Origin of the sequence: Rhizobium sp. CB3171 (genome assembly GCF_029714265.1) — a bacterium.
Lineage (GTDB): Bacteria > Pseudomonadota > Alphaproteobacteria > Rhizobiales > Rhizobiaceae > Rhizobium.
Genome location: NZ_CP121652.1, coordinates 3,461,337 through 3,484,077, shown reverse-complemented (window position 1 = coordinate 3,484,077; position 22,741 = coordinate 3,461,337). Strand labels below are relative to the sequence as shown.

17 protein-coding genes are annotated in these 22,741 nt (G+C 60.8%); 7 read left to right on the top strand and 10 right to left on the bottom strand.

The genetic code is table 11. The features are described 5' to 3' along the window. The first annotated feature begins 99 nt into the window (after positions 1 to 99). Positions 100 to 2,058, top strand: a complete 1,959-nt coding sequence (acs, locus tag QA648_RS16895) for an acetate--CoA ligase (protein ID WP_283048197.1) — start codon at positions 100 to 102, stop codon at positions 2,056 to 2,058. A gap of 531 nt (positions 2,059 to 2,589) precedes the next feature. On the opposite strand, the gene QA648_RS16890 is transcribed toward acs, so the two are convergent. After that, a complete protein-coding gene (locus QA648_RS16890) occupies positions 2,590 to 2,808 on the bottom strand; it encodes a DUF1674 domain-containing protein (protein WP_104824915.1) in 219 nt (72 codons plus the stop codon). 108 nt (positions 2,809 to 2,916) lie between these two features. Here QA648_RS16890 and htpX point away from each other — a divergent pair, with 108 nt between their 5' ends. The 4 genes from htpX (at position 2,917) to purH (ending at position 8,795) form a co-directional block, all read left to right on the top strand. Continuing rightward, a complete protein-coding gene (gene htpX, locus QA648_RS16885; RefSeq protein ID WP_104824914.1) occupies positions 2,917 to 3,903 on the top strand; it encodes a zinc metalloprotease HtpX in 987 nt (328 codons plus the stop codon). Continuing rightward, a complete protein-coding gene (locus QA648_RS16880; RefSeq protein WP_199773590.1) occupies positions 3,894 to 5,294 on the top strand; it encodes an RsmB/NOP family class I SAM-dependent RNA methyltransferase in 1,401 nt (466 codons plus the stop codon). The genes htpX and QA648_RS16880 overlap by 10 nt, the downstream gene beginning before the upstream one ends. Positions 5,295 to 5,443: 149 nt before the next feature. Beyond that, on the top strand, positions 5,444 to 7,090 hold the full coding sequence (locus QA648_RS16875) for a heparinase II/III family protein (protein WP_283048193.1): 1,647 nt from the start codon (positions 5,444 to 5,446) through the stop codon (positions 7,088 to 7,090). 88 nt (positions 7,091 to 7,178) lie between these two features. After that, positions 7,179 to 8,795, top strand: coding sequence for a bifunctional phosphoribosylaminoimidazolecarboxamide formyltransferase/IMP cyclohydrolase (gene purH, locus QA648_RS16870; RefSeq protein ID WP_283048191.1), 1,617 nt, complete (start codon positions 7,179 to 7,181; stop codon positions 8,793 to 8,795). Positions 8,796 to 8,978: 183 nt separating this feature from the next. Here purH and QA648_RS16865 read toward each other — a convergent pair whose 3' ends face one another. The 3 genes from QA648_RS16865 to QA648_RS16855 all read right to left on the bottom strand — a co-directional run bounded on the left by QA648_RS16865 (position 8,979) and on the right by QA648_RS16855 (position 15,504). Beyond that, positions 8,979 to 10,367: an MFS transporter gene (locus QA648_RS16865; RefSeq protein ID WP_104824910.1), complete on the bottom strand. Its 1,389-nt coding sequence runs from the start codon at positions 10,365 to 10,367 to the stop codon at positions 8,979 to 8,981. A 49-nt stretch (positions 10,368 to 10,416) separates the two neighbouring features. Continuing rightward, a complete protein-coding gene (locus QA648_RS16860) occupies positions 10,417 to 15,207 on the bottom strand; it encodes an NAD-glutamate dehydrogenase (RefSeq protein WP_283048190.1) in 4,791 nt (1,596 codons plus the stop codon). 102 nt (positions 15,208 to 15,309) lie between these two features. Next, positions 15,310 to 15,504, bottom strand: a complete 195-nt coding sequence (locus QA648_RS16855; RefSeq protein ID WP_158704502.1) for a hypothetical protein — start codon at positions 15,502 to 15,504, stop codon at positions 15,310 to 15,312. Between QA648_RS16855 and pdxY the strand changes: the two genes are divergently transcribed. Together pdxY and QA648_RS16845 are read left to right on the top strand one after the other, a co-directional pair. Then, a complete protein-coding gene (gene pdxY, locus QA648_RS16850) occupies positions 15,503 to 16,378 on the top strand; it encodes a pyridoxal kinase PdxY (protein WP_104824908.1) in 876 nt (291 codons plus the stop codon). The genes QA648_RS16855 and pdxY overlap by 2 nt on opposite strands. A gap of 71 nt (positions 16,379 to 16,449) precedes the next feature. Further along, complete coding sequence (locus tag QA648_RS16845; RefSeq protein WP_104824907.1) at positions 16,450 to 17,088, top strand: carbonic anhydrase; 639 nt, start codon at positions 16,450 to 16,452, stop codon at positions 17,086 to 17,088. A gap of 75 nt (positions 17,089 to 17,163) precedes the next feature. Here the strand turns inward: QA648_RS16845 and QA648_RS16840 are convergent, their stop codons facing one another. The 6 genes from QA648_RS16840 to lpxE form a co-directional block, all read right to left on the bottom strand. Beyond that, positions 17,164 to 17,985 (bottom strand): lytic murein transglycosylase, encoded by an 822-nt coding sequence (locus QA648_RS16840; protein ID WP_104824906.1) that lies wholly within the window; start codon positions 17,983 to 17,985, stop codon positions 17,164 to 17,166. Between the two features lie 288 nt (positions 17,986 to 18,273). Then, complete coding sequence (locus tag QA648_RS16835) at positions 18,274 to 19,308, bottom strand: aspartate-semialdehyde dehydrogenase (protein ID WP_104824905.1); 1,035 nt, start codon at positions 19,306 to 19,308, stop codon at positions 18,274 to 18,276. A gap of 329 nt (positions 19,309 to 19,637) precedes the next feature. Beyond that, the gene (locus QA648_RS16830; protein ID WP_104824904.1) at positions 19,638 to 20,147 is read right to left on the bottom strand and encodes a DNA starvation/stationary phase protection protein; all 510 of its coding nucleotides are present in this window, start codon (positions 20,145 to 20,147) and stop codon (positions 19,638 to 19,640) included. Between the two features lie 307 nt (positions 20,148 to 20,454). Further along, positions 20,455 to 21,204 carry a glucose 1-dehydrogenase gene (locus QA648_RS16825; protein WP_283048188.1) on the bottom strand — a complete coding sequence of 250 codons (750 nt, stop codon included), beginning with the start codon at positions 21,202 to 21,204 and terminating at the stop codon, positions 20,455 to 20,457. Positions 21,205 to 21,366: 162 nt separating this feature from the next. Further along, positions 21,367 to 21,660 carry a helix-turn-helix domain-containing protein gene (locus QA648_RS16820; protein ID WP_283048186.1) on the bottom strand — a complete coding sequence of 98 codons (294 nt, stop codon included), beginning with the start codon at positions 21,658 to 21,660 and terminating at the stop codon, positions 21,367 to 21,369. A 321-nt stretch (positions 21,661 to 21,981) separates the two neighbouring features. After that, positions 21,982 to 22,725: a lipid A 1-phosphatase LpxE gene (gene lpxE, locus QA648_RS16815; RefSeq protein ID WP_104824900.1), complete on the bottom strand. Its 744-nt coding sequence runs from the start codon at positions 22,723 to 22,725 to the stop codon at positions 21,982 to 21,984. Positions 22,726 to 22,741 lie beyond the last annotated feature (16 nt).

The following is a 22,741-nucleotide window of genomic DNA, read 5'->3' as shown; positions in this document are numbered from 1 at the left end:
GCGCTTTGTCTAATTGCTGTCGTAACTTGAGCTGCTATTGATGGCACGGAATGAGCACCCATAGTCTCGATAGGGGGTGCCAAGGTTGAGGAGGAAATGATGTCGGAAAAGATTCATCCGGTGACGAAGCCGGTTCAAGCACGCGCTTTGATCGACGCGGCGAAATATCAGAGATGGTACAAGCAAAGCGTCGAGGATCCCGACAGGTTCTGGGGCAAGCACGGCGAACGCATCGACTGGTTCAAGCCCTACACCAAGGTCAAGAACACGTCTTTCACGGGCAAGGTCTCGATCAAATGGTTCGAAGACGGACTGACCAACGTCTCCTACAATTGCATCGACCGCCACCTGAAGAAGCATGGCGATGACGTGGCCTTCATCTGGGAGGGCGACAATCCCTATATCGACAAGAAGATCACCTATAACGAGCTCTACGAGCATGTCTGCCGGCTGGCGAATGTCCTGAAGAAGCAGGGCGTCAAGAAGGGCGATCGCGTCACCATCTACATGCCGATGATCCCCGAGGCCGCCTATGCGATGCTTGCCTGCGCCCGCATCGGCGCCGTGCACTCCGTCGTCTTCGGTGGTTTCTCCCCGGAGGCGCTGGCCGGCCGCATCATCGATTGCCAGTCGACCTTCGTCATTACCTGCGACGAGGGCCTGCGCGGCGGCAAGCCGGTGCCGCTCAAGGACAATACCGACACCGCGATCCACATTGCCGGCCGGCATTATGTCACCGTGGAAAAGGTGCTGGTCGTGCGCCGCACCGGCGGCAAGACCGGCTGGGCGCCGGGTCGCGACCTCTGGTATCACGAAGAGGTCGCCAAGGTGAAACCGGACTGCCCGCCGGCGAAGATGAAGGCGGAAGATCCGCTGTTCATCCTCTATACGTCGGGCTCGACCGGCAAGCCGAAGGGCGTGCTGCACACGACGGGCGGCTATCTCGTCTATGCGGCGATGACGCATGAATATGTCTTCGATTATCATCCCGGCGACATCTACTGGTGCACGGCCGATGTCGGCTGGGTGACCGGCCATTCCTATATCGTCTACGGACCGCTGGCGAATGGCGCGACCTCGCTGATGTTCGAAGGCGTGCCGAACTTCCCGGATCAGGGCCGCTTCTGGGAGGTCATCGACAAGCACAAGGTCAATATCTTCTATACCGCTCCGACGGCGATCCGCTCGCTGATGGGTGCCGGCGATCACTTCGTCAAGCGCTCGTCGCGCTCCAGCCTGCGCCTGCTCGGCACGGTCGGCGAGCCGATCAATCCGGAAGTCTGGGAATGGTACTATAACGTCGTCGGCGATGGCCGCTGCCCGATCGTCGATACCTGGTGGCAGACGGAGACCGGCGGCCACATGATCACGCCATTGCCGGGTGCGACCGACCTGAAGCCGGGTTCGGCGACGACCCCGTTCTTCGGCGTCCAGCCGCAATTGGTGGACAATGAGGGCAATCTGCTGGAAGGGGCGGCCGACGGCAATCTCGTCATCGCCGATAGCTGGCCCGGCCAGATGCGCACGGTCTACGGCGACCACGAACGCTTCATCCAGACCTATTTCTCCACCTACAAGGGCAAATATTTTACCGGCGACGGCTGCCGGCGTGACGAGGACGGCTATTATTGGATCACAGGCCGCGTCGACGACGTGCTGAACGTCTCCGGCCACCGGCTCGGCACGGCCGAAGTCGAATCGGCCCTCGTCTCGCACCAGCATGTCTCGGAAGCCGCCGTTGTCGGCTATCCACATGCGATCAAGGGGCAGGGCATCTATTGCTACGTGACGCTGATGGCGGGTCAGGAGGGTTCGGATGCGTTGCGCCAGGAGCTCGTCAAACATGTTCGCGCCCAAATCGGCCCGATCGCCTCGCCCGACAAGATCCAGTTCGCCCCGGGCCTGCCGAAAACCCGCTCCGGCAAGATCATGCGCCGCATCCTGCGCAAGATCGCCGAAGACGATTTCGGCGCACTCGGCGATACGTCGACGCTGGCCGATCCCGCTGTTGTCGACGATCTGATCGCCAACCGGCAGAACAGGGCGGATGCGGCTTGATCAAAAAGCCGCCACACATGACCGAGTGATAATTCACTTCAATCGACGGAACGAAGCAGAATTTTTTTGGCGCCGGAATCTAAATTTCGGCGTCAATCCTGCGAAATTGCTTTGAGCCCCTTTTGTAGCCGGCGCGCGGTGAATTCGCCTTAATGGTGGTAAGAGCTACGTCAAAACATTCGTCAAAACAAAAGAGTCGCCAATCAGGTATAGGAGGCGTGCTACTTTGACCGTCTACTTGGTAGACGCACATAGCGGGGCGGCCAGCAGTAGTTACTCCTACAGTATGAACCTCAACTGTGCGGGGAAACCCATCGTAAGTCAGACTAAGTGAAACGCCCGCTCCTAAAGCTGATAGGGCTAACAGTTTATTCGATTCCGCTTGTGATGAATTCTTCGGCTTAAACGGTTTAGCGGCCTTCGGCCAAACAGAGTTATTCCAGCTCGAAGGTTTCGGCATTGGCATCTCCCTTCAAATCAGAGATTCCAATTTAAGTGATTCTCATTGAGTTTGCCGAAATATGTATCGGCTCAAAAATCGATCGCACGCCCGTTGATCTCCCAATCGCCGAAGCGCGAGGGCTCGGCGCCGCCGCGGCCGCCGGTTTCGGGGGGGAGATCGGGTTGCGCCTGGGCCTTGCGGCGCTCCTCCGCTTCCGCGAGCGCCCGTTTGGCGGCTGGCGAGAGCGGTTTGTGAGGCGCCGTGCCGGCGTCGATGTCATTTTTATTATCGTTATCTGCAATCTGCATGGCGTGATGCGGCCTGGAACCGTTGAAATAGGCGGGTGAATAGCCAAATCATAGAGCGTCCGGCCGCAAAGAGAAAGGTTCGGACTGACGATGTGATGGAGACATCAGATGAACCTCATGCGCACTGCCATGTTGCTTGCCTTCATGACCGCCCTTTTCATGGGCGTCGGCTATTTGATCGGTGGTCAAGCCGGCATGATGATCGCGCTTGTCGTCGCGGCGGGGATGAATTTCTTTTCCTATTGGAATTCCGATCGCATGGTGCTTTCCACCTATCACGCACAGGAGGTAGACGAGCGCAGCGCGCCGGAATTCTATCGCATCATCCGCGACCTTGCCCGGAATGCAGGCCTGCCGATGCCGAAGGTCTATCTCTATGACAGCCCGCAACCGAACGCGTTTGCCACCGGCCGCAATCCCGAAAATGCTGCTGTCGCGGCATCGACGGGCCTGCTCAATGCGCTGACACCGGAGGAAGTGGCTGGTGTCATGGCGCATGAGCTGGCGCATGTGCAAAACCGCGACACGCTCACGATGACGATCACGGCGACGCTCGCCGGCGCCATCTCCATGCTCGGCAATTTCGCCTTCTTCTTTGGCGGGCGCCGCGACAATAACAATCCCCTCGGTGTCGTCGGCGTGCTGGTGGCGATGATCGTCGCCCCTCTCGCCGCCATGCTGGTGCAGATGGCGATCAGCCGTACGCGTGAATATTCGGCGGACCGTCGCGGCGCTGAAATCTGCGGCAATCCTCTCTGGCTCGCCTCGGCGCTCGGCAAGATCGCCCGCGGGGCGGAGCATATCCCCAATGAAGAGGCCGAAGGGCATCCGGCGACGGCGCATATGTTCATCATCAATCCGCTTTCGGGCGCGCGCATGGACAATCTGTTCTCCACGCACCCGGATACGGAAAACCGGATCGCCGCACTTCACGAGATGGCGCGCTACGGCGGTGACGGCGGCCCTGCTGCCGACATGCAGGCCGGCTTTGGCTCGACGGGACCGATCTTGACTGATAATCCGGTGCGCAAATCGCGCTCCGTACCGAATACGGGTCGCGGTGGTTCGCAACCGCCGAAGGGACCCTGGTCTTGAATTCCAACAATAAGAAGCCTTTCAACAAAGACGGAAGGCAATCGGGCAATCGCCCGCCGCGTGATTCGGCTCCCGCCAAGCCAGGATTTGCGGCGCGCGCCGCTGCGACGAAGATTCTGGCGGCGGTCATCGATCGCAAGACGCCGCTCGACGGCATGCTGGATGCCGAAGGCGGCAATCCTGCCTATAGAGCGCTTGGCGAGAGCGACCGGGCGCTGGTGCGCGCCATTCTGAATTCGGCGCTTAGGCATTTGCCGCGCATCGAGGCGGCGATCGCTTCCCTGCTGGACTCACCACTGCCGGAGGGCGCCCGCGCCCTGCATCATGTCCTGGTGGTGGGTGCGGCACAGATGCTCTATCTCGACGTGCCGGATCATTCCGCGGTCGATATTGCCGTCGAGCAGGCCAACCAAGACCCGCGCAACCGCCGCTTCGCCAAGCTGGTCAACGCGATTCTCAGGCGGATAGGGCGGGAGAAGCAAGAGATTCTGAGCCGGGTTGCCAATGTGCCAGCCATGCCGGCCTGGTTCCTGGCGCGTCTCGAGGCTGCCTATGGCACGGAGGCTGCGGCAAGGATTTCCGATACGCAACTGGAGCCGGCGGCGATTGACGTTACGGTGAAATCCGATGCCGAGGGCTGGGCAAAACGCTTGAATGGCGTCGTCTTGCCGACCGGCGGCGTGCGGCTTGCCGCTTTCGAAGGCTCCATTCCTTCGCTCGATGGGTTTTCGGACGGCGAATGGTGGGTCCAGGATGCCGCCGCCAGCATTCCGGCAAAATTGTTCGGTTCGCTTTCTGGCCGTAAGGTGGTGGATCTCTGCGCCGCGCCGGGCGGCAAAACCGCGCAGCTCATTCTCGCCGGCGGCAAGGTGACCGCGCTCGACCAATCCGCCAATCGCCTCAAGCGGCTCTCCGCCAATCTGGCAAGACTTGGGATGGAGGCGGAAACCATCGCCGCCGACATGGCAAAGTTCCAACCCGACGATCTTTTCGACGCGGCCCTTCTCGATGCTCCCTGCTCGTCAACGGGCACGACGCGTCGCCATCCCGATGTGCTGTGGACCAAGGGTCCGGAGGACATCGCCAAGCTTGCCGGCCTGCAGGAGCGTTTGCTTCGCCATGCTTTGACCCTGGTCAAGCCTGGCGGGCTCGTGGTCTTCTCCAACTGTTCGCTCGATCCGGAAGAGGGCGAGGATCTTGTCGCGCGCGTTCTGGCCGAGACGGAGACGGTCGAGCGCGTGCCGATCAAGCCTGAGGATTGGCCGGGTCTCGAGGCCGCAATCTCGCCTCTCGGTGCTTTCCGCACCACGCCCGACATGCTGCCGCTTTCCGGCGGTTTCGCATCCGGACTGGATGGGTTCTTCGCAGTGGTGCTGCGCCGCACGCGATAGTAGCGGCTCCGAGGGGTTACGCTCGACTTGTTCAAAAATCGGGCACAATGTCCTTATTTGGCATATTCCTAACCTCTTCTTAACCACCGATATAGAGAGTAAGCATAAGCAAATATGCAGTTTTCCGGCAGGGTTCGGTGAGTTTACACATGCGGGAAGCATGGCGGCGAATGTCGCGCCGCGCGGCACTGACGCGATTGCGTCTCACCCGCCACACGATGCGTGTGCCGGAACGATTGATCGTGGCTCCGACGGACCTGCGCAGCATCGATCCGTTTTTTGTCGAAGAGCTTTTGAATGGCCGCATCCTGTTGGCAGGCCGGGTGCTGGAAACGGAGGGGAAATCTCCCTTCGCGCTGGAGCTGCCGTCGCAGGCCTTTGCGGCCCGCCTGCATAGCTTCCGCTGGCTGCGGCATTTGCGGGCGGAAAAAAGCGATCAGGCTTCGGCGCTGGCGCGCGCCATCCTCAATGACTGGATGGCCGTGCATGGCCGTCGGCTGCATGGGATAGCCTGGTCGCCCGATATTGCGGCACAGCGGCTGATCGCCTGGTTGTCGCATTCGCCCGTGGTCCTGCAGGGCACGGATGGCGGCTTTTATCGCCGTTTCATGCGCATGCTGGTTTTCCACGTCCGCTATCTCCGCCGGGTGGCGGCAACGACGCGTGACGGCGAGACGCGGTTCCGGGTGCGGATCGCGCTCGCCATGTCCTCGGTTGCCATGCCGAACGGCGCCTCGACGCTGAAGCGCGCCGGCCAGGCGCTCGACCGCGAAATCGACCGGCAGATTCTCCCCGACGGTGGGCATATCTCGCGTAATCCGCGCGTGGCGCTGGAACTGCTGCTCGACTTGCTGCCGCTGCGCCAGACCTACGTCAATCTTGGCCACGACGCGCCGGCGCGTCTGATTCCTGGCATCGACCGCATGTATCCGGCCCTGCGCTTCTTCCGGCATCAGGATGGCGATCTCGCGCTGTTCAATGGCGCGACGTCGACGCTGGCCAACGAGCTGATGTCCGTCCTGCGTTATGACGAAACCGCCGGCCAGGTGTTCAAGGCGCTGCCGCATACCAAATACCATCGGCTGGCGGCCGGACAGGCCGTGGTCATCATCGATACCGGGGCGCCCGCTTCCGCCGACCTCAGCCGCACGGCGCATGCCGGCTGCCTGTCCTTCGAAATGTCTTCGGGCAAATCTCGCTTTATCGTCAATTCCGGCTCGCCGAATTTTGCCGGCGACCGTTACGTCCAGGCGGCGCGGGCCACCGCGGCGCATTCGACCGTGACGCTCGATGACACTTCATCGAGCCTGTTTTCGAGGTCCAAAGCGCTCGGGCCTGTGATGGTCGGCGGCGTCAAGAAGGTCATTGTTGAGCGTGCGGAGACCGAGGATGGCCGCGACTATGTCCGGGCGGTGCATGACGGCTATCTCTCGACCTTCGGTTATGCCCATGAGCGCGAGGTGAGCCTCAATGCCGCCGGCACCATTCTTGCCGGCCGCGACCGTTTTTTTGTGCCGGAGGGCAAGAAATCGCTACTGAAGAGCGACGGTCTTGCCTCCGCCCGCTTTCATGTTCATCCCTCCATCAGCCTATTGCAGACCGAGACCGACGCCGCGCTGTTGATCGCGCCGGATGGCGAGACCTGGGTGTTCTCCTCGCCGGGCAATGAGGTGCTGGTGACTGAGGATATCTTTTTTGCCGACGCTTCCGGCATGCGCTCCTCCGACCAGCTCGAGATCGTTTTCCCGATCACCGAAAAGCCGGAAATCCGCTGGTTTTTATCCCATCGGCCATAGGCTAAGTGCTTAAGCTGTGTTAACGGGGCGGGCATATTGTCCCGCGCCGTTTTGCCGGACATCTCCTCACGCTCGATTGGAGAAAGCCATGGCCGTCGTTTCCAAAAAAATCCCCGCCCCCGACAAAGTGAAGGTGAAGACCGCGCTTCTGTCCGTCTCCGACAAGACCGGCATCGTTGAGCTGGCGCGTGCGCTCAGCGAAAAGGGCGTGCGGCTGCTGTCGACTGGCGGCACGCACAAGACCATTGCGGCGGCGGGTCTTGCCGTGACCGATGTGTCTGAAGTGACGGAGTTTCCCGAAATCATGGATGGCCGCGTCAAGACGCTGCATCCGAAGGTGCATGGCGGCCTGCTCGCTATTCGCGATGACGCCGAACATCAGGCGGCGATGAAGGAGCATGGCATCGAGGGTATCGACCTGGTCGTCATCAATCTCTACCCCTTCGAAGATGTCCGCAAGGCCGGGGGCGATTATCCGACGACGGTCGAGAATATCGACATTGGCGGCCCTGCGATGATCCGCGCTTCGGCCAAGAACCATGCCTATGTCACGATTCTGACCGATCCAACCGACTATCCGGAGCTGCTGGAGCAGCTTTCGGCCGATGCCGGCCAGACCGCCTATGCCTTCCGCCAGCGCATGGCCGCCAAGGCTTTCGCCCGCACCGCGGCCTATGATGCGATGATCTCCAACTGGTTCGCCGAGGCTCTTGATATCGCAACACCGCGCCACCGCGTTATCGGCGGCGTTCTGCGCGAGGAGATGCGTTATGGCGAAAACCCGCATCAGAAGGCGGCTTTCTACGTCACCGGCGAAAACCGTCCTGGTGTCTCGACCGCGACGCTGATCCAGGGCAAGCAGCTTTCCTACAACAACATCAACGATACCGATGCGGCCTACGAACTTGTTGCCGAGTTCCTGCCGGAAAAGGGTCCGGCATGCGCGATCATCAAGCATGCCAACCCGTGCGGTGTTGCCACCGGCCCTACCCTGGTTGAGGCCTATAAGCGGGCGCTGGCTTGCGATTCCGTTTCGGCCTTCGGCGGCATCATTGCGCTGAACAGCCTGCTCGATGCGGAAACCGCCGAGGAGATCGTCAAGCTCTTCACCGAGGTCATCATCGCGCCAGAGGTCAGTGAGGAAGCCAAGGCGATCATCGCCCGCAAGCCGAACCTTCGCCTGCTGTCGGTCGGCGCCCTGCCCGATCCGCGTGCGACCGGCCTGACCGCCAAAACCGTCTCTGGCGGCCTGCTCGTCCAGAACCGTGACAATGCCCTGGTCGAAGATATGGAGCTGAAGGTGGTCACCAAGCGTGCGCCGACGGCACAGGAGCTGGAAGACATGAAGTTTGCCTTCCGCGTCGCCAAGCATGTGAAATCGAATGCTGTTGTTTACGCCAAGGACGGCCAGACGGCCGGTATCGGCGCCGGCCAGATGAGCCGCGTCGATTCGGCCCGCATCGCCGCGATCAAGGCTGAAGAGGCTGCCAGGGCCATGGGTCTTGCCGAGCCGTTGACGCGCGGCTCTGCCGTGGCCTCCGAAGCCTTCCTGCCGTTCGCCGACGGCCTGCTGTCGGCGATTGCCGCCGGCGCGACGGCGGTCATCCAGCCGGGTGGTTCGATGCGGGACCAGGAAGTCATCGACGCCGCCGACGAGCATGGTGTTGCGATGGTTTTCACGGGCGTACGCCATTTCCGGCATTGAGCATAGCTGGCTCCGTCGTCGTTTTGTCCACCCTCATCCTGAGCTTGTCGAAGGACGAGGGTGGCCCATAGGCAACCACCCGCCCTCGTGGTTCGAGGCTTCGGCCTTTCAGGCCTCCGCGCCTCACCATGAGGGCTGATCCTCTCGCTTGCTGGTATATCCCTAATTAAATGGAGGGATATCTCACTTCGCCTTATCGGCCGGATAGGGCGTCGGCAGCAGGAGCAGCAATCCGCCTGCAAGGAAGATGATCAAGGTCGCCATGCCGAGGCGGGCGGAGCCGCTCCAATAGGTCATCAGCGAGAAAAACAGCGTCGCCATGAAGCTGGTGGCGCGTCCGGAAAGTGCGTAGATGCCGAAATAGCGGCCTGCTTCGGCGAGGCTGACACTGCGGGCGAGATAGGAGCGCGAGGAGGCCTGGACCGGGCCGAAGGCGAGGCCGACGAGCAGGCCATAGGCAATATAGGCCTTCTCGGCCGCCGTGCCGAACAGGCCGCCGGAATCGGCGGTCGAGAGCGGCACGAGGCCGAAAAGCGTAAAACCCGGTCCGGTGGAGATGATGCCGAGGGCCGCGAGGAGCAGCATGGTCAGGCTGATGACGACGGTTATCTTCGAACCCAGCCAGCGATCGACATAGCCGGCGATAAAGCAGCCGAAAATCGCGACGACGTTGAGGATGATGCCGTAGATGCCGATCTCGATGGTCGCCCAGCCAAACATTCCCGCGGCGAAGGTGCCGCCGAGGATCAGCAGGCCGTTAACGCCGTCCTGGTAGACCATGCGGGCAATCAGGAAAAGACTGATGCCCCGGCGGCGTTTCAGTTCGCCGAGTGTCATTCTCAGCTCATGCAGGCCGGAGCGAACCGCCGTACCGAGCGGCAGACCGCGGGCGGCATCCGGCGTGAAGAAAAACATCGGCAGAATGAAGAGAAAATACCAGACGGCGGAAATCGGTCCGGTGATGCGCGCATCTTCGCCGAGACTGGCGTCCAGGCCGAAGAGCGGTGTCAGGCCGAGGATGGTCTTGCCAGTTTGCGGGTTGCCGGCCAAAAGCGCCACCACGGCGATAAGCACGATCATGCCGCCGAGATAGCCGAGTCCCCAGGCGGCATTCGACAACCGGCCAATATCGTCCTTGCTGACGAGGCGCGGCATCATCGAATCGTTGAAGACGATTGAAAACTCCGCCGAGATCGAGGCAAGGATCATGAAGATGACGGGGTAGATCACCGGCGAACCGGGTGCTGCACCCCAAAGGCAGAACAGGCTGGCGATCTTGATGACTGCAAAGAAGGCAATCCAGGGTTTACGGGCGCCGGACTGATCGGCGATCGAACCGAGCACCGGCGACAAGACGGCGATGATCACCGAGGAGATCGTCGCCATATTGCTCCACATTGCCTGCGCGGCCACTGGATCCGCCGTCAGGCGCGCGACGAAATAAGGACCGAAAATGAAGGTGGTGACGACGGTGAAGAACGGCTGCGCCGCCCAGTCGAAGAACATCCACCCCCAGATGCCCCGCGCCGGCACTTTCGCCGGCGCGTCGTCCCTTATCTCTGTGGCCACCAAATTCCTGCCCCTGATTCGATAGTGCGTCTATCACGCGGGGCGGACTGTCTCATCTCGCCCGATCGTGCGCAAGGTCGGTCAGGAGGCCAGCGGCGACGGTGATCCGGGCAAGGTTCGGATCGCCGCTTTCGCTGAGGCCCGCAAGCTCTTCGGCAATGCGGTTGATGCGGATGCGGTCTTCGGCGTGCCATGCAAGGATCGGCTGCTTGTCCTTCGGATGATTGCTGAGCGCCGAGATGACGATATCACGGCGGGCCCCAGCGATCTGGTCGAGGCTGCGGGCCAGCGCCAGGCTTTCATAGTGATCGCCGGTGATGATCCGGCTGCCGGCGAGCAGCAGACGGCCAACCCGGAAGGTCTGCGACACGGTGAAGTAGCTTTCGGCGGCGCGGTTGAGCGTATCGCCTGTCCGTTCGGCGATCTGCATGATTTCCGGCACGAGGACGAGTGCGTAGATCGTCGCGATCTCGGAAGCGAGCTTTTCCGGCAGGCCGGCGGCCTGATAATCCGCCTGGCGGGTCGCGATCTCGGCTGCGAAATCCGCCGGGATCTGGCTGAGGAAGACCGGCCGCAGCTTTTTCAATGCTGCCTGAAGCCGGCTAACGGTTTCCTCGATATCGCCTTTGGCGGCTCCGGTTTTCAGCAACAGGCGGGTCAGCACTGTATAGACTTCGGTGATTTCGCCATAGACGCGGTTCTGCGTCTGGCCGCCGACCTTACCATCCAGCGCATCGGTCTCGTTCCAGAGGCGATCGAGATCGAAGCCGTCGCGGGCGAGCACGGCAGCCTTGACCACCTCGGCGGCAGACGCGGCGGTCGCATCCATCATGCTGACGGCAAAGCCCGGTCCGCCGCGGTTGATCGCTTCGTTTGCCAGTACCGTCGCGATGATTTCGCGGCGCAGACGATGGCCGGCGATATCGGCGGCATGCGAGCGCTGCATTTTTACCGGGAAATATTGGCTGAGCGTCGCGGCAAAATAGGGATCGTCCGGTAGGTCGCTCGCCGCCAGGGCATCGAACAGGACGATCTTGGCGTAGGAGAGCAGGACGCCGATCTCGGCGCGGCTGAGCGGCCGGCCATTGGCGTAGCGTTCGGCAAAGGTCTGGTCGTCCGGCAGCGTCTCAACCTTGCGGTTGAGCTGCTTCGCCCCCTCCAGCACGCTCATGAAGCGGCTGAGTTCCAGCCCGTTGCCAGTGCCCTTGCGTTCCGTCAGCGAGATCGCCAGGGACTGCAGATAGTTGTTGCGCAGCACCAGCGCCGCCACCTCGTCGGTCATCGAGGCCAGCAACGTATCGCGTTTGGCGCGTGTCAGGCGGCCGTCGAACATGGCTGATGCCAGCGCGATCTTGATATTGACCTCGACGTCCGAGGTATTGACGCCTGCCGAATTGTCGATGGCGTCGGAATTGCAGCGCCCGCCCTTGAGGCCATAGGCGATGCGGCCCTTCTGGGTAACGCCGAGATTGGCGCCTTCGCCGATCACTCTGGCGCGAACCTCTTCCGCGGTGATACGGATCGGATCGTTGGCACGGTCGCCGACTTCCGAATCCGTTTCGGCCGGCGCCTTCACATAGGTGCCGATGCCGCCGAACCAGAGCAGGTCCACCGGGCTCTTCAGGATCGCCGTCATGATCTCGAAGGGCGTCGCCACGGTTTTGTCGATGCCGATAGCGGCAGCGGCCTCATGGGTCAGCGTCACCGATTTTGCCGAACGTGAGATGATCATTGCGCCCTTCGACAGGACGCTCTTGTCGAAATCCTGCCAGCTCGAGCGGGCGAGATTGAAAAGCCGCTGCCGCTCGGCGAGCGTCTTTTTCATGTCCGGATCGGGATCGATAAAGATGTCGCGGTGATCGAAGGCGGCGAGAAGGCGGATTTTCGGCGACAGCAGCATGCCGTTGCCGAAGACGTCGCCCGACATGTCGCCGACGCCGGCGACAGTGAAGGGCGTCGTCTGGATATCGATGTCCATTTCGCGGAAATGCCGCTTGACGGTCTCCCAGGCGCCGCGGGCCGTGATACCCATCTTCTTGTGGTCATAGCCGGCCGAGCCGCCCGAGGCGAAGGCGTCGTCGAGCCAGAAGCCGGCTTCCTGCGCCAGGGCATTGGCAGTGTCGGAGAACGTCGCGGTGCCCTTGTCGGCGGCGACGACGAAATAGGGGTCGTCTCCATCCTGCCGCACCGTGTCCGGTGGCGCAATGATATCGGCGCCGGAGATATTGTCGGTGATCGACAGCAGGGTGCGGATATAGGTCTTGTAGGCCTCGCGGCCGGCATTGAAGATCTCGTCGCGGCTGCCGCCGACCGGGAGTTTCTTCGGATAGAAGCCGCCCTTGGCGCCGACGGGCACGATGACGGCATTTTTAACCTGCTGCGCCTTCACGAGGCCCAGAACCTCGGTGCGGTAGTCTTCAGCGCGATCCGACCAGCGCAAGCCGCCGCGAGCGACCTTGCCGAAGCGCAGGTGCACGCCCTCTACCTCGACGCCATAGACGAAGATCTCGCGGAAAGGCCGCGGTTCCGGCAGGCCGTCTAGGAGTTTCGGATCGAGCTTGAAGGCCAGCATGGCTTTCGGTGTGCCGTCCGGGTTTTTCTGGAAATAGTTGGTGCGCAGTGTGGCATCGACGGCGTTGACATAGCGGCGGAGAATCCGGTCGTCGTCGAGGCTTGGAACATCGGCGAGTTCGGTCTCGATCGTCGCATGCAATTCGCTGAGTTTCTTTGTGCGGTTCTTGTCGTTGAGCTTGGGGGCGAGCGTGTCGTGGAACAGGCGGAAGATCGAGGCTGCGATGCGCGGATATTTGTCCAGCGTCGCGGCGATATAATCCTGCGAATAGGCGATACCGGCCTGGCGAAGATAACGGGCATAGGCGCGCAGGACGTTGGTTTCGCGAGCCGAAAGACCGGCGGAGATGATCAGCCGGTTGAAAGCATCGTTATCGATCGTGCCGCCGAAGGCTGCGAGGAAGCCTTCCTCCAGCGCCGCGCCGTGGCGCGCGAGATCGATCGTCACGCCGCCGCGGGCTTCGAGTTCCATATCGTGGAGAACGACACGGCCGTTCGCGCCGTTCTTGCCGGTGACGTAAATGTCGAAGGTCCGCTCGCTGAGGACATTGAAGCCGAGATTTTCGAGCAGCGGCACGCGGCGCGACAGCGCCAGATTGTCTTCGGCGTGGAAGATCTTCAACGACAGGATATCGCCCGCTTCCTCCTTGCGGATGTAGAAGGCGATTCGGATCTGATCGGGGCCAGCGGTGGCGGTGATATCGGGCAGGTCGGCAACGGCGTCCTCCGGCGAAAAGGCCTCCTGGAAGGCCTGGCTGACGGAAATATGCGGCGCCTTGGGTCCGGCCAGCATTTCGAAGCGGTCGTCCCAGCGGGCGGTGATGGCGCGGATCGCCGCTTCAAGCTTCGCCTGCGGAACATGCGGGGTCTTGCCGCCGCTGCGGCCGATGATGAAATGCACGCGCGCGACGCCGCCTTCCGGGAAGGCCGGATAGTAGGCGGAAACGCGACCGTCATAGACGGTCTTCAGGTAATTGCCGATCCTCTCGCGGACGACGGAATCATATTCCTCGCGCGGAACATAGACGATCACCGAGACGAAGCGGTCGAAATGGTCGATGCGCGGCAGCGCGCGTACGCGTGGGCGGTCGGCAAGGTCGTTGATCTGTTCGGCAAAGCTTGCGAGCAGCGTCGTATCGATCTGGAAGAGATCATCGCGCGGATAGGATTCCAGCGTGTTGTCCAGCATGCGCCCGGAATGGCTGGCCGGGTCGAAGCCGAAATGGTCCTTGACCTTCTGCACCTTGGACCGCAGCAGCGGCACCTCGGCGGCGGCGCTGGTGTAGGCGGTCGACGTATAAAGGCCGACGATGCGCAGTTCGCCGGTGACATTGCCGTCGGCATCGAAACGCTTGACGCCAACGTAATCCATATAGGCACGACGGTGAACGACCGACTTCACATTGGCTTTGGTGACGATCAGGAAATCCGGCCCGTCGAGGAAGGCCAGGATTTCCGGCGTGGTGGTGACGGCGTCTTTTCCCTGGCGCAGGACGAGGACGTCGGGATTGGAGAGGATGCCGAGGCCGGCGCCACGGTCGCGCTCCACCTTGGCGCTGGCGCCCTTGCCGGAATAGACATATTCGCGCATGCCGAGGAAGGTGAAATTGCCGTCGCGCAGCCAAGCGAGAAAGGCCAGCGCCTCATCACGATCCGCCTTGCGGCGGGCGGCGGTCTCATAAGTGGAAAGCTCCGTTATCACTGTATCGAGCCGCGTCAGCATTGGCTTCCAGTCGGAAACGGTCAAATGCGTCTGATCGAGCACGATTTGCACGCGCTTGATCAGGTCCGCCGCCTGCGCCGCGGTCAGCGGTGACAGATGTAGTTGAATATGGCTGACACGATCGGCGGGATCGCTCGGATGATCGGCAGAGTAAAGCGTCGGCTGCTTGCCGTCTTTGATGACGAGGATCGGATGCACCGCCATGAAAAGATCGCGGTAGCTGCTGGTCACCTCGCCCATGGCCGATTCGTAGAGGAACGGCATGTTATGATCGGTGATCGAGAGGATCGAAACCGGCACGCCTTCGGGGTCGATATTGGCGACCTGTTCGATGGTGACGCGGGGAGAATCGCCGTTCCAGGCTGCCAGTTCCCCAGCCGCATGCACAGCGGCAAGGGCAAGCATTTCCGGGCTGTAGCGCTCCAAATCGTCATTGCTCGCCCGGCCGAACAGGATTTCCGGATCGAGATGCGCCTCGCCGGTTGCAGCGGCGATCTTGCGGGCCGCTTCGATCTGTTTTTCCCGTTTCGGATTGGTCCTGGGTGCCATGAAATTCCTCCCTTATTCCAAGTTTGGTCACTTTATCAGAAGGTTTATCGAAAAAACTGGCAAATTGAATGCGAATTTCATCGCTTTTCGACCAATTCGGTCTCAAATTTTGAAGAATCTTGCTGATTTGCGATGATCTTGATGCAATCCGTGTAAAAATTGGCGCAGAATTGGCGATATTGCGTAGTCAACAGAGGTTTTCATGACTCTGTGAAGCGCGATTGACAGAGTGACGATAAAAAGATCATCAAACGGCGCAATCAAGGCCGGAAGATCGGAACTGGAAGCAAGCATCATGTCGGATATCGCGGCGGGCGCCGTTATCGTCATCTCCAGCCATGTCGTCAGAGGTTCCGTCGGCAATCGTGCCGCCGTCTTCGCGCTGGAAACCCTGGGCCACCCCGTTTGGGCGCTGCCAACAGTCGTTTTGCCCTGGCATCCCGGCCATGGCCGCTCGACCCGGCTGACCTTTGCCGAGGCGGATTTCGACCACGCGATCGACGATCTTATCGCCGCGCCCTGGCTCGCGGAGGTGAAGGCGGTGCTGTCGGGTTATTTCGGCAATGCCGCGCAGGCACGCTCCGTCGCGCGGCTGGTAACGGCACTCAGGGAAAAGAACCCCGATCTCTTCTATGCCTGCGATCCCGTTATCGGCGATGCCGGTGGGCTCTATGTGCCCGACGCAACCGCCGAAGCGATCCGCGATCAGCTCATCCCGCTCGCATCGCTGGCGACGCCGAACCGCTACGAGCTTGCCTGGCTTGCCGGCGCGCCGCTGGAGGACAACAACGCCGTCATGGAGGCTGCCCTGGCGCTGGGGCCGCCGCGCATGCTGGTGACGTCGGCCGTGCCGATGATGACCGGTGGCACCGGCAATCTCTATCTCAGCGGCCGAAATGCGCTGTTTGCCGAACATCGCAGCATCGACAACGCGCCGAACGGGCTTGGCGACCTGCTCTCGGCCGTGTTCCTGTCGCGGCTTCTGTCGGGCATGGACGAAGAGAGGGCTTTGCAATTGACCACGGCCAGCGTCTATGAAGTCCTGGCGCGGGCGGTCAAGCGCGGCAGCGACGAATTGACGCTCGCCGCCGATGCTTCCAGCCTCTCGACCCCCATGGCAATGGTGCAGATGCGGCGCCTGCTGCATCCGGCGCAGCGGCGGAAAAAATAGCGGTCGCCGATGCGATAGCTTTTTGCGTTGCAATAGTTGCCATTGGCGGCGGTGCGCTGTAATTCAATGTCATGAGCTTTCCTACCTCCCTTCTGAACGGCTATCGCAACTTCATGAGCGGGCGTTACGTCGATGAACGCGATCGCTATCGCAATTTGGCGGAGGAAGGGCAGAAGCCCGGAACCCTGGTGATTGCCTGTTCCGACAGCCGTTCGGCGCCGGAGACCATTTTCGACGCTGGTCCCGGAGAGCTTTTCGTTATCCGCAACGTCGCCAATATGGTGCCGCCCTATGAGCCGGACGGCCATTTTCACTCGACGTCCGCAGCTCTGGAATTCGCGGTGCAGTCCCTGAAGGTCGCGGATATCGTTGTCATGGGACATGGTCGCTGCGGCGGCATCCGCGCAGCGTTGGATCCGAATGCCGAGCCGCTGTCGCCGGGCGATTTCATCGGCCGGTGGATGGGCCTCGTAAAGCCGGCCGCCGAGCAGATCCAGAGCAATGACGTTATGACGCCGGCCGAGCGGCAGACGGCGCTGGAGCGCATCTCCATCCGCAATTCGCTCGACAATCTACGCAGCTTTCCCGATATCAAGGCGCTGGAAGAGGAAGGGAAATTGAACCTGCACGGCGCATGGTTCGATATCTCGACTGGAGAGCTGTGGGTGATGGACCCGACGACGCGCGATTTTATCCGGCCGGAAATCTGAGACTACGATAAGGACAAACGAAAAAGGCGCTCCGGACCATTTGGCCGAGCGCCCTTTGTCGATTTGTTGCCGTGATTATTGGCCGTCGATCTGCTTGCCGATATAGGCGATCGCCTGCTGGTAGACCGCTGCATCGTTCCAGCCGCCGATCGCCGCAAAATTGGGCTCGCCGGGCTGATAGCCAAGACCTGGCTGCCAGCCATGGCCCTTCAGGAAGTTTGCAGTCGAGGCCAACGCGTCGGCGCGGGATCCGACCAGATCGACCCTGCCGTCGCCATCGCCGTCGACGCCGAAATTGACGACGTTCTTCGGCATGAATTGTGTCTGGCCGATTTCGCCATGGGCCGCGCCGCGGGCGGTCGGGCTCAGATAGCCTTCGCCGACGAGCTTGAGGGCGGCATAGAGCTGATCGGTGAAATAGTCGGAGCGGCGGCAGTCATAAGCGAGCGTCGACACGGCCGAGAGCGTATGCTGGTCGCCCATGAAGCCGCCGAAACCGGTTTCCATGCCCCAAATGGCGATGATCGGGCCGGCGGGCACGCCATAACGCTTCTCGATTCTCGCGAACAGAGCGGCATTGGCCTGCTTCATGTTCTTGCCGCGAGTGATAATCGCCTGGCCGCCACGCTTTCTCATGAAGTCTTCGAAGGAGAGCTTGAAGCTCTTCTGGCCGCGATCGGCGCGGATGGTCGGTTGATTGTAATGCACGTTGGCGAAGGCTCGGTCGAGAACAGAGGCACTGACGCCCTGAGCCTGTGCTTCCTGCTTGAATTCCTGCATCCAGTTCTCAAAACCGGCCGACGAGTTGCCGCAAGCTGCCGCATTCGCCGCAAACGGCGTTACCAACAGCAACCCGCCTGCCACGAGAGCTGCCATTCCAGACTTTGTCATGCGCATTCAGAGTCCCCGAATTCTTACCGCGCGAGGCGCGGTAATGGTTTTTGATGGCGCACAAGCCTTCCATTTTTGAGGCCTACGCGCGGTCTTACTGTGACCGGACCATGCCAGTATCCGGCAATTCTGTCATTATCACGGTTAAGCGATCAATATTTTCGCTTCACGTGAAACACTATACCTGACGCAGCTTTGTAAAAGCCTCGCCATTCGATCGGAAATAGCGAGGCTTTTATTTGGTTCCTACTTAGCCAGCAAAGGTTGAAAAACCGTAAATGGTTTATAAACCCTTTATGCCGCCTGCTTGCGCGGCTTGACCAGGCCACGGTTGATCAGGAGTTCGGCAATCTGGATGGCGTTCAGCGCCGCGCCCTTGCGCAGATTGTCGGAGACGACCCAGATGTTGAGGCCGTTTTCAACCGTCGCGTCCTCGCGAATGCGCGAAATGTAGGTCGCGTCCTCGCCGGCGGACTCATAAGGCGTGATGTAGCCACCGTTTTCGCGCTTGTCGATGACGAGGCAGCCCGGGGCTTCGCGCAGGATATCGCGGGCCTGATCGGCAGTGATCTCGTTTTCGAACTCGATATTGACCGATTCCGAATGACCGATGAAGACCGGCACGCGCACGGCGGTGCAGGTAACCTTGATCTTCGGATCGAGCATCTTCTTGGTTTCGGCCAGCACCTTCCATTCTTCCTTGGTGTAGCCGTCTTCCATGAAGACATCGATGTGCGGAATGACGTTGAAGGCGATGCGCTTGGTGAACTTCTTCGACTCGATCGGATCGGCGACGAAGACGGCGCGGGTCTGGTTGAAAAGCTCGTCCATGCCGTCCTTGCCGGCGCCGGAGACGGACTGGTAGGTCGAGATGACGACGCGCTTGATCTTGGCGAAGTCGTGCAGCGGCTTCAGCGCCACAACAAGCTGCGCGGTCGAGCAATTCGGGTTGGCGATAATGTTACGCTTGGTGAACTGCGTGACGGCATCCGGGTTTACTTCCGGCACGATCAACGGCACGTCGGCGTCGTAGCGCCAGGCGGAGGAGTTGTCGATGACGACGCAGCCCTGGGCGCCGATCTTCGGCGAGAACTTTTTGGAGACGTCGCCGCCGGCCGACATCAGGCAGATGTCGGTGTCGGAGAAATCGTAGTTCTCCAGGTTCGAAACCTTCAATGTCCGGTCGCCGAAGGAAACTTCGGTGCCCTGCGAGCGGGCCGATGCGAGGGCCACGACCTCGTCAGCCGGAAAACCGCGTTCGGACAGGATATTGAGCATTTCGCGGCCGACATTCCCGGTCGCGCCCGCAACTGCAACTTTGAAACCCATTTCTCAAGCTCTCTTTCTCTTCTCTCCTCTTGGGCGAGGGGGGAACCGCGGCCATAACGGCCGGTTCCTGTCCCCAGCCGAGCCGGGGAGAGAGCGGCAGGCCAGAGACGTCAGACGGTTTTCGTCGTCGTTTTGGCCTTGGTTTTGGAAGAAACCGGAAAACGGAACTCCTGCCCGGCATAGTCTGCCAGGTGACCGAAGCTATCGATCTGTTCGAAGCGAACCATGGAGGTCTTCCTTTTCCGTCGCCGGTTCTACGGGGTTTTCCACAGGAGTCAAGGATTTCCGCGTTCCGACCGACGCGGGAACGCGGAAATCAACATCAGCCCTCAGCGGTTGGTGTTGCGTGTGGATTCGAACAGGAACCAAGTGCGGCGTTCCGTCTCGTCCAGCCAGCTTTCAAGCAGGCTGGCGGTGGCGATATCGCCATATTCATCGCAGACATCGTGGGCGGCGCGGATTTCGGCGGAAAGCCGGAGATTGTCGTCGGCCAGTTCGGCGAGCATGTCCTGGGCGTCGACATATTCGGCGTCATTGTCGGGGATGCGCTGCAGCTTGGCGATGTGGCCGATCGAACGCAGCGTGGTGCCGCCGATCTTTCTGGCGCGTTCGGCCATCGGGTCTGTCATGGCGAAGATCTGCTCGCCCTGCTCGTCCAGCAACAGGTGGTAATCGCGGAAATGCGGTCCGCTCATATGCCAATGGAAATTCTTGGTCTTGAGATAAAGGGAAAAGACGTCGGCCAGCAGCGCATTCAGTGCTGCGGAAATATCGCGTGTCGCTTCTTCGCTGAGATTGGTGCGCGTGCCCAGTTTCGATTTGGTGTTGGCGGTATTCATGATGACGTGCTCCGTTTCGTTGGTCGCAACAGCGATCCTCAGAGATTTTCGCAGTAATTCATGGCGTTCGCTCGCGAGGGGTCGCATTGCAGACAGGGATCTGTCTTGAAAGTTTCCGCGGTCAAGATGTCGTTTTGCAGCAAAAGCGGCTGCGGAGATCTTCGGAAAAACCCGAACGGCAATGATACTATGAAGACGGAGACGGTTTGGCAATTCTCGCCGGAGGTGGCCGCGCGGATCGGGGCCATGACATGCGGGCAATGCCGCTTCCCTTGCCAAGGAGGGAAGCGGTTCTGCGGATAGGCGGTTACTTCAGGCCGCCGCCGGCATAGAGGGTTTCGCCCGTCAGCCAGCCTGAGTCCTTCGAGGCGAGGAAAACGGCGATCGGGGCAATATCGGTCGGCTGTCCGAGGCGGCCAAGCGGCGTTTGGGAAACCATCTGCTTTTCGAGATCGCTGCCGATGATGCCCGCTGCAATGACGCCTTCGGTTTCGACCCCGCCAGGCGAAATGGTGTTGACGCGGATATTGCGCGGACCGAGCTCCTTGGCGAGGATCTGGGTGATCGAGGTGACGGCGGCCTTGGTCGCCGTGTAGACCGTGGCGGTTGGCAGGTTCATGGTGACGGCGGTCGAGGCGATGTTGATGACATTGCCGCCTTCAGGACCGAAATGCTTCACCGCTTCCTGCGTCGTCAGCAATGTGCCGAGAACGTTGATGTTGAACTGCCGGTGGAATTCCTCTTCGGTGATCTCTTCCAGCGACTGGAATTGATAGACGCCGGCATTGTTGACGAGGATGTCGACGCCGCCGAAGGCTCCCTTCGTTTCAGCAAAAAGCCGCTTCACGTCGGCGGATTTCGAAACATCGCCGTGAGCTGCGATCGCCTTGCCGCCCTTGGCGGTGATCTCGGCCACGACCTTGTCGGCGCCTTCGCGGCTCGACGCATAGTTGACGACGATAGCCGCACCCGCCTCGCCCAATGCCTTGGCGATGCCTGCGCCGATCCCCTTCGATGCTCCGGTCACGATTGCGACCTTACCTGCCAGTTTGCTCATGTCTAGCTCCTGTCGAGATGATTGTTAGATGATTTTATAAATATCGAACTGATGGCGCAGACGAGGCCTTACACCGGCGGTCTTCGCTGCGTCACTTTGATATTTAGATACTCATCTAACTGATACAAGAGCAGCCGGCGCGGCGTGTGGGGAAAATGATTGTCAGATGTTGGCGAGTTCCGCCATGTAGGCATTCAGGACATCGCGCCGAAGCACCAGGTTTGCGAACTTGCCTTCCCGCACGATCTCGATGAGACCGGCGTTTTCGAGTTCCTTGATGTGATGCGATATCGTCGCGGCACTGACGGTGTGGCACTGCGTCAGGACGCTGCAAGGCATAGGCTCGCCGCGACCGCCGATTTCTTTCAGCATCTGCACACGGCGCGGCTCGGCGAGCGCCCGGGCAATCAATCCCATCTGCCTTTCGCTTAGCCTCGTCTGTCCTGCATCGGTCATTGTCTTCGCCACATTCAAACGGGGATTGGTTTCCCGCAAATTCGCCGCTTCAGATATATGAATGCAGGAGATGCTTGGCAACCATTCAGGGTGCAGCGATGGACGGGACCAAGGTAGTTCGCGAATGATTTTTCGAGAGCTGTGGGGGCCGACCCTCGTGGTTCGAGGCTCTGCTGCCTTCGCTGACGCTCTGACATCAAAGCACCTCACCATGAGGGCGGAGCGATGACGCGGGCCAGCTCAAGGAGAGCTCTCACCCTTAAGGAGCGGAACCCGAAGGGTGGAGCCTCGAAGGGCGAGGGCGGATGAGGGAAACGATCCCTACTTTCCCTTCAGCAGCGGCAATTTTGGCACCGGCCAGCCAGTCTCGCCGATGCGAAAGAGCAGGCCGTAGCGGGAATAGACGATCGCCGTCATGAAGGAGAACCAGCCGCCAAGCGCGAGGCCGGCGATGACGTCGCTCGGATAGTGCGCGCCGATCATCACTCGCGTCGTCGCGAGCCAAAGAGCGCAGGCGACGAAGATGTAGCGATAGCGGGGGAAGAGGAAGGCAAGTGCCACGAAGAAGGCGCCAATGGTGGTCGCATGGCCGGATGGGAAGCTTTCGAAGCTGGCATGGCCGTTGAAGGGGGAGAAACCGAAAGGACCCCAATCCTCAAAATGAGTGGGGCGGGCACGACCGATGGCGCGCTTGAGGAGATTGGCGATGATGCCCGAAAGCGCGATGGTCGTCAGCAGATAGCCGCCGATCTGACAGATGCGCAGGGCCTGGCAGCGACAGCGCGGCGACTGCAGCAGCCGGCTGCCGGCCCAGCCTTCGAAGAACAGGAAGGCGCTGACCAAGATGATCCAGCCGGATTCGCCGAAATTGGTGAGCAGCTTGCCGAAGAAATGAATGGGCGGTGCAATGTTCTTGATGGTCGCGCCGACCGGCCAATCGAACAGCAAGGCCGCCAGCAATACGATATTGGCGGTCAGGAACAGGCAGATCTTCCAATGCGAAGGAGCGAAGCCGCTCCTATTGCGCCGCCACCGCCTGTCCAGAGACGTCAAGATCGCCTGCATACCCACCGCCTGTCGT

Excerpts from the sequence above, each read along its gene's own strand:
- QA648_RS16825 (WP_283048188.1), bottom strand. The coding sequence starts at position 21,204 with ATGAGCAAACTGGCAGGTAAGGTCGCAATCGTGACCGGAGCATCGAAG.
- QA648_RS16860 (WP_283048190.1), bottom strand. The coding sequence starts at position 15,207 with ATGGCACCCAGGACCAATCCGAAACGGGAAAAACAGATCGAAGCGGCC.
- pdxY (WP_104824908.1), top strand. The coding sequence starts at position 15,503 with ATGTCGGATATCGCGGCGGGCGCCGTTATCGTCATCTCCAGCCATGTC.
- purH (WP_283048191.1), top strand. The coding sequence starts at position 7,179 with ATGGCCGTCGTTTCCAAAAAAATCCCCGCCCCCGACAAAGTGAAGGTG.
- QA648_RS16830 (WP_104824904.1), bottom strand. The coding sequence starts at position 20,147 with ATGAATACCGCCAACACCAAATCGAAACTGGGCACGCGCACCAATCTC.
- htpX (WP_104824914.1), top strand. The coding sequence starts at position 2,917 with ATGAACCTCATGCGCACTGCCATGTTGCTTGCCTTCATGACCGCCCTT.
- QA648_RS16890 (WP_104824915.1), bottom strand. The coding sequence starts at position 2,808 with ATGCAGATTGCAGATAACGATAATAAAAATGACATCGACGCCGGCACG.
- lpxE (WP_104824900.1), bottom strand. The coding sequence starts at position 22,725 with ATGCAGGCGATCTTGACGTCTCTGGACAGGCGGTGGCGGCGCAATAGG.
- QA648_RS16820 (WP_283048186.1), bottom strand. The coding sequence starts at position 21,660 with ATGACCGATGCAGGACAGACGAGGCTAAGCGAAAGGCAGATGGGATTG.
- QA648_RS16835 (WP_104824905.1), bottom strand. The coding sequence starts at position 19,308 with ATGGGTTTCAAAGTTGCAGTTGCGGGCGCGACCGGGAATGTCGGCCGC.
- QA648_RS16875 (WP_283048193.1), top strand. The coding sequence starts at position 5,444 with ATGCGGGAAGCATGGCGGCGAATGTCGCGCCGCGCGGCACTGACGCGA.
- QA648_RS16840 (WP_104824906.1), bottom strand. The coding sequence starts at position 17,985 with ATGCGCATGACAAAGTCTGGAATGGCAGCTCTCGTGGCAGGCGGGTTG.
- acs (WP_283048197.1), top strand. The coding sequence starts at position 100 with ATGTCGGAAAAGATTCATCCGGTGACGAAGCCGGTTCAAGCACGCGCT.
- QA648_RS16845 (WP_104824907.1), top strand. The coding sequence starts at position 16,450 with ATGAGCTTTCCTACCTCCCTTCTGAACGGCTATCGCAACTTCATGAGC.
- QA648_RS16855 (WP_158704502.1), bottom strand. The coding sequence starts at position 15,504 with ATGATGCTTGCTTCCAGTTCCGATCTTCCGGCCTTGATTGCGCCGTTT.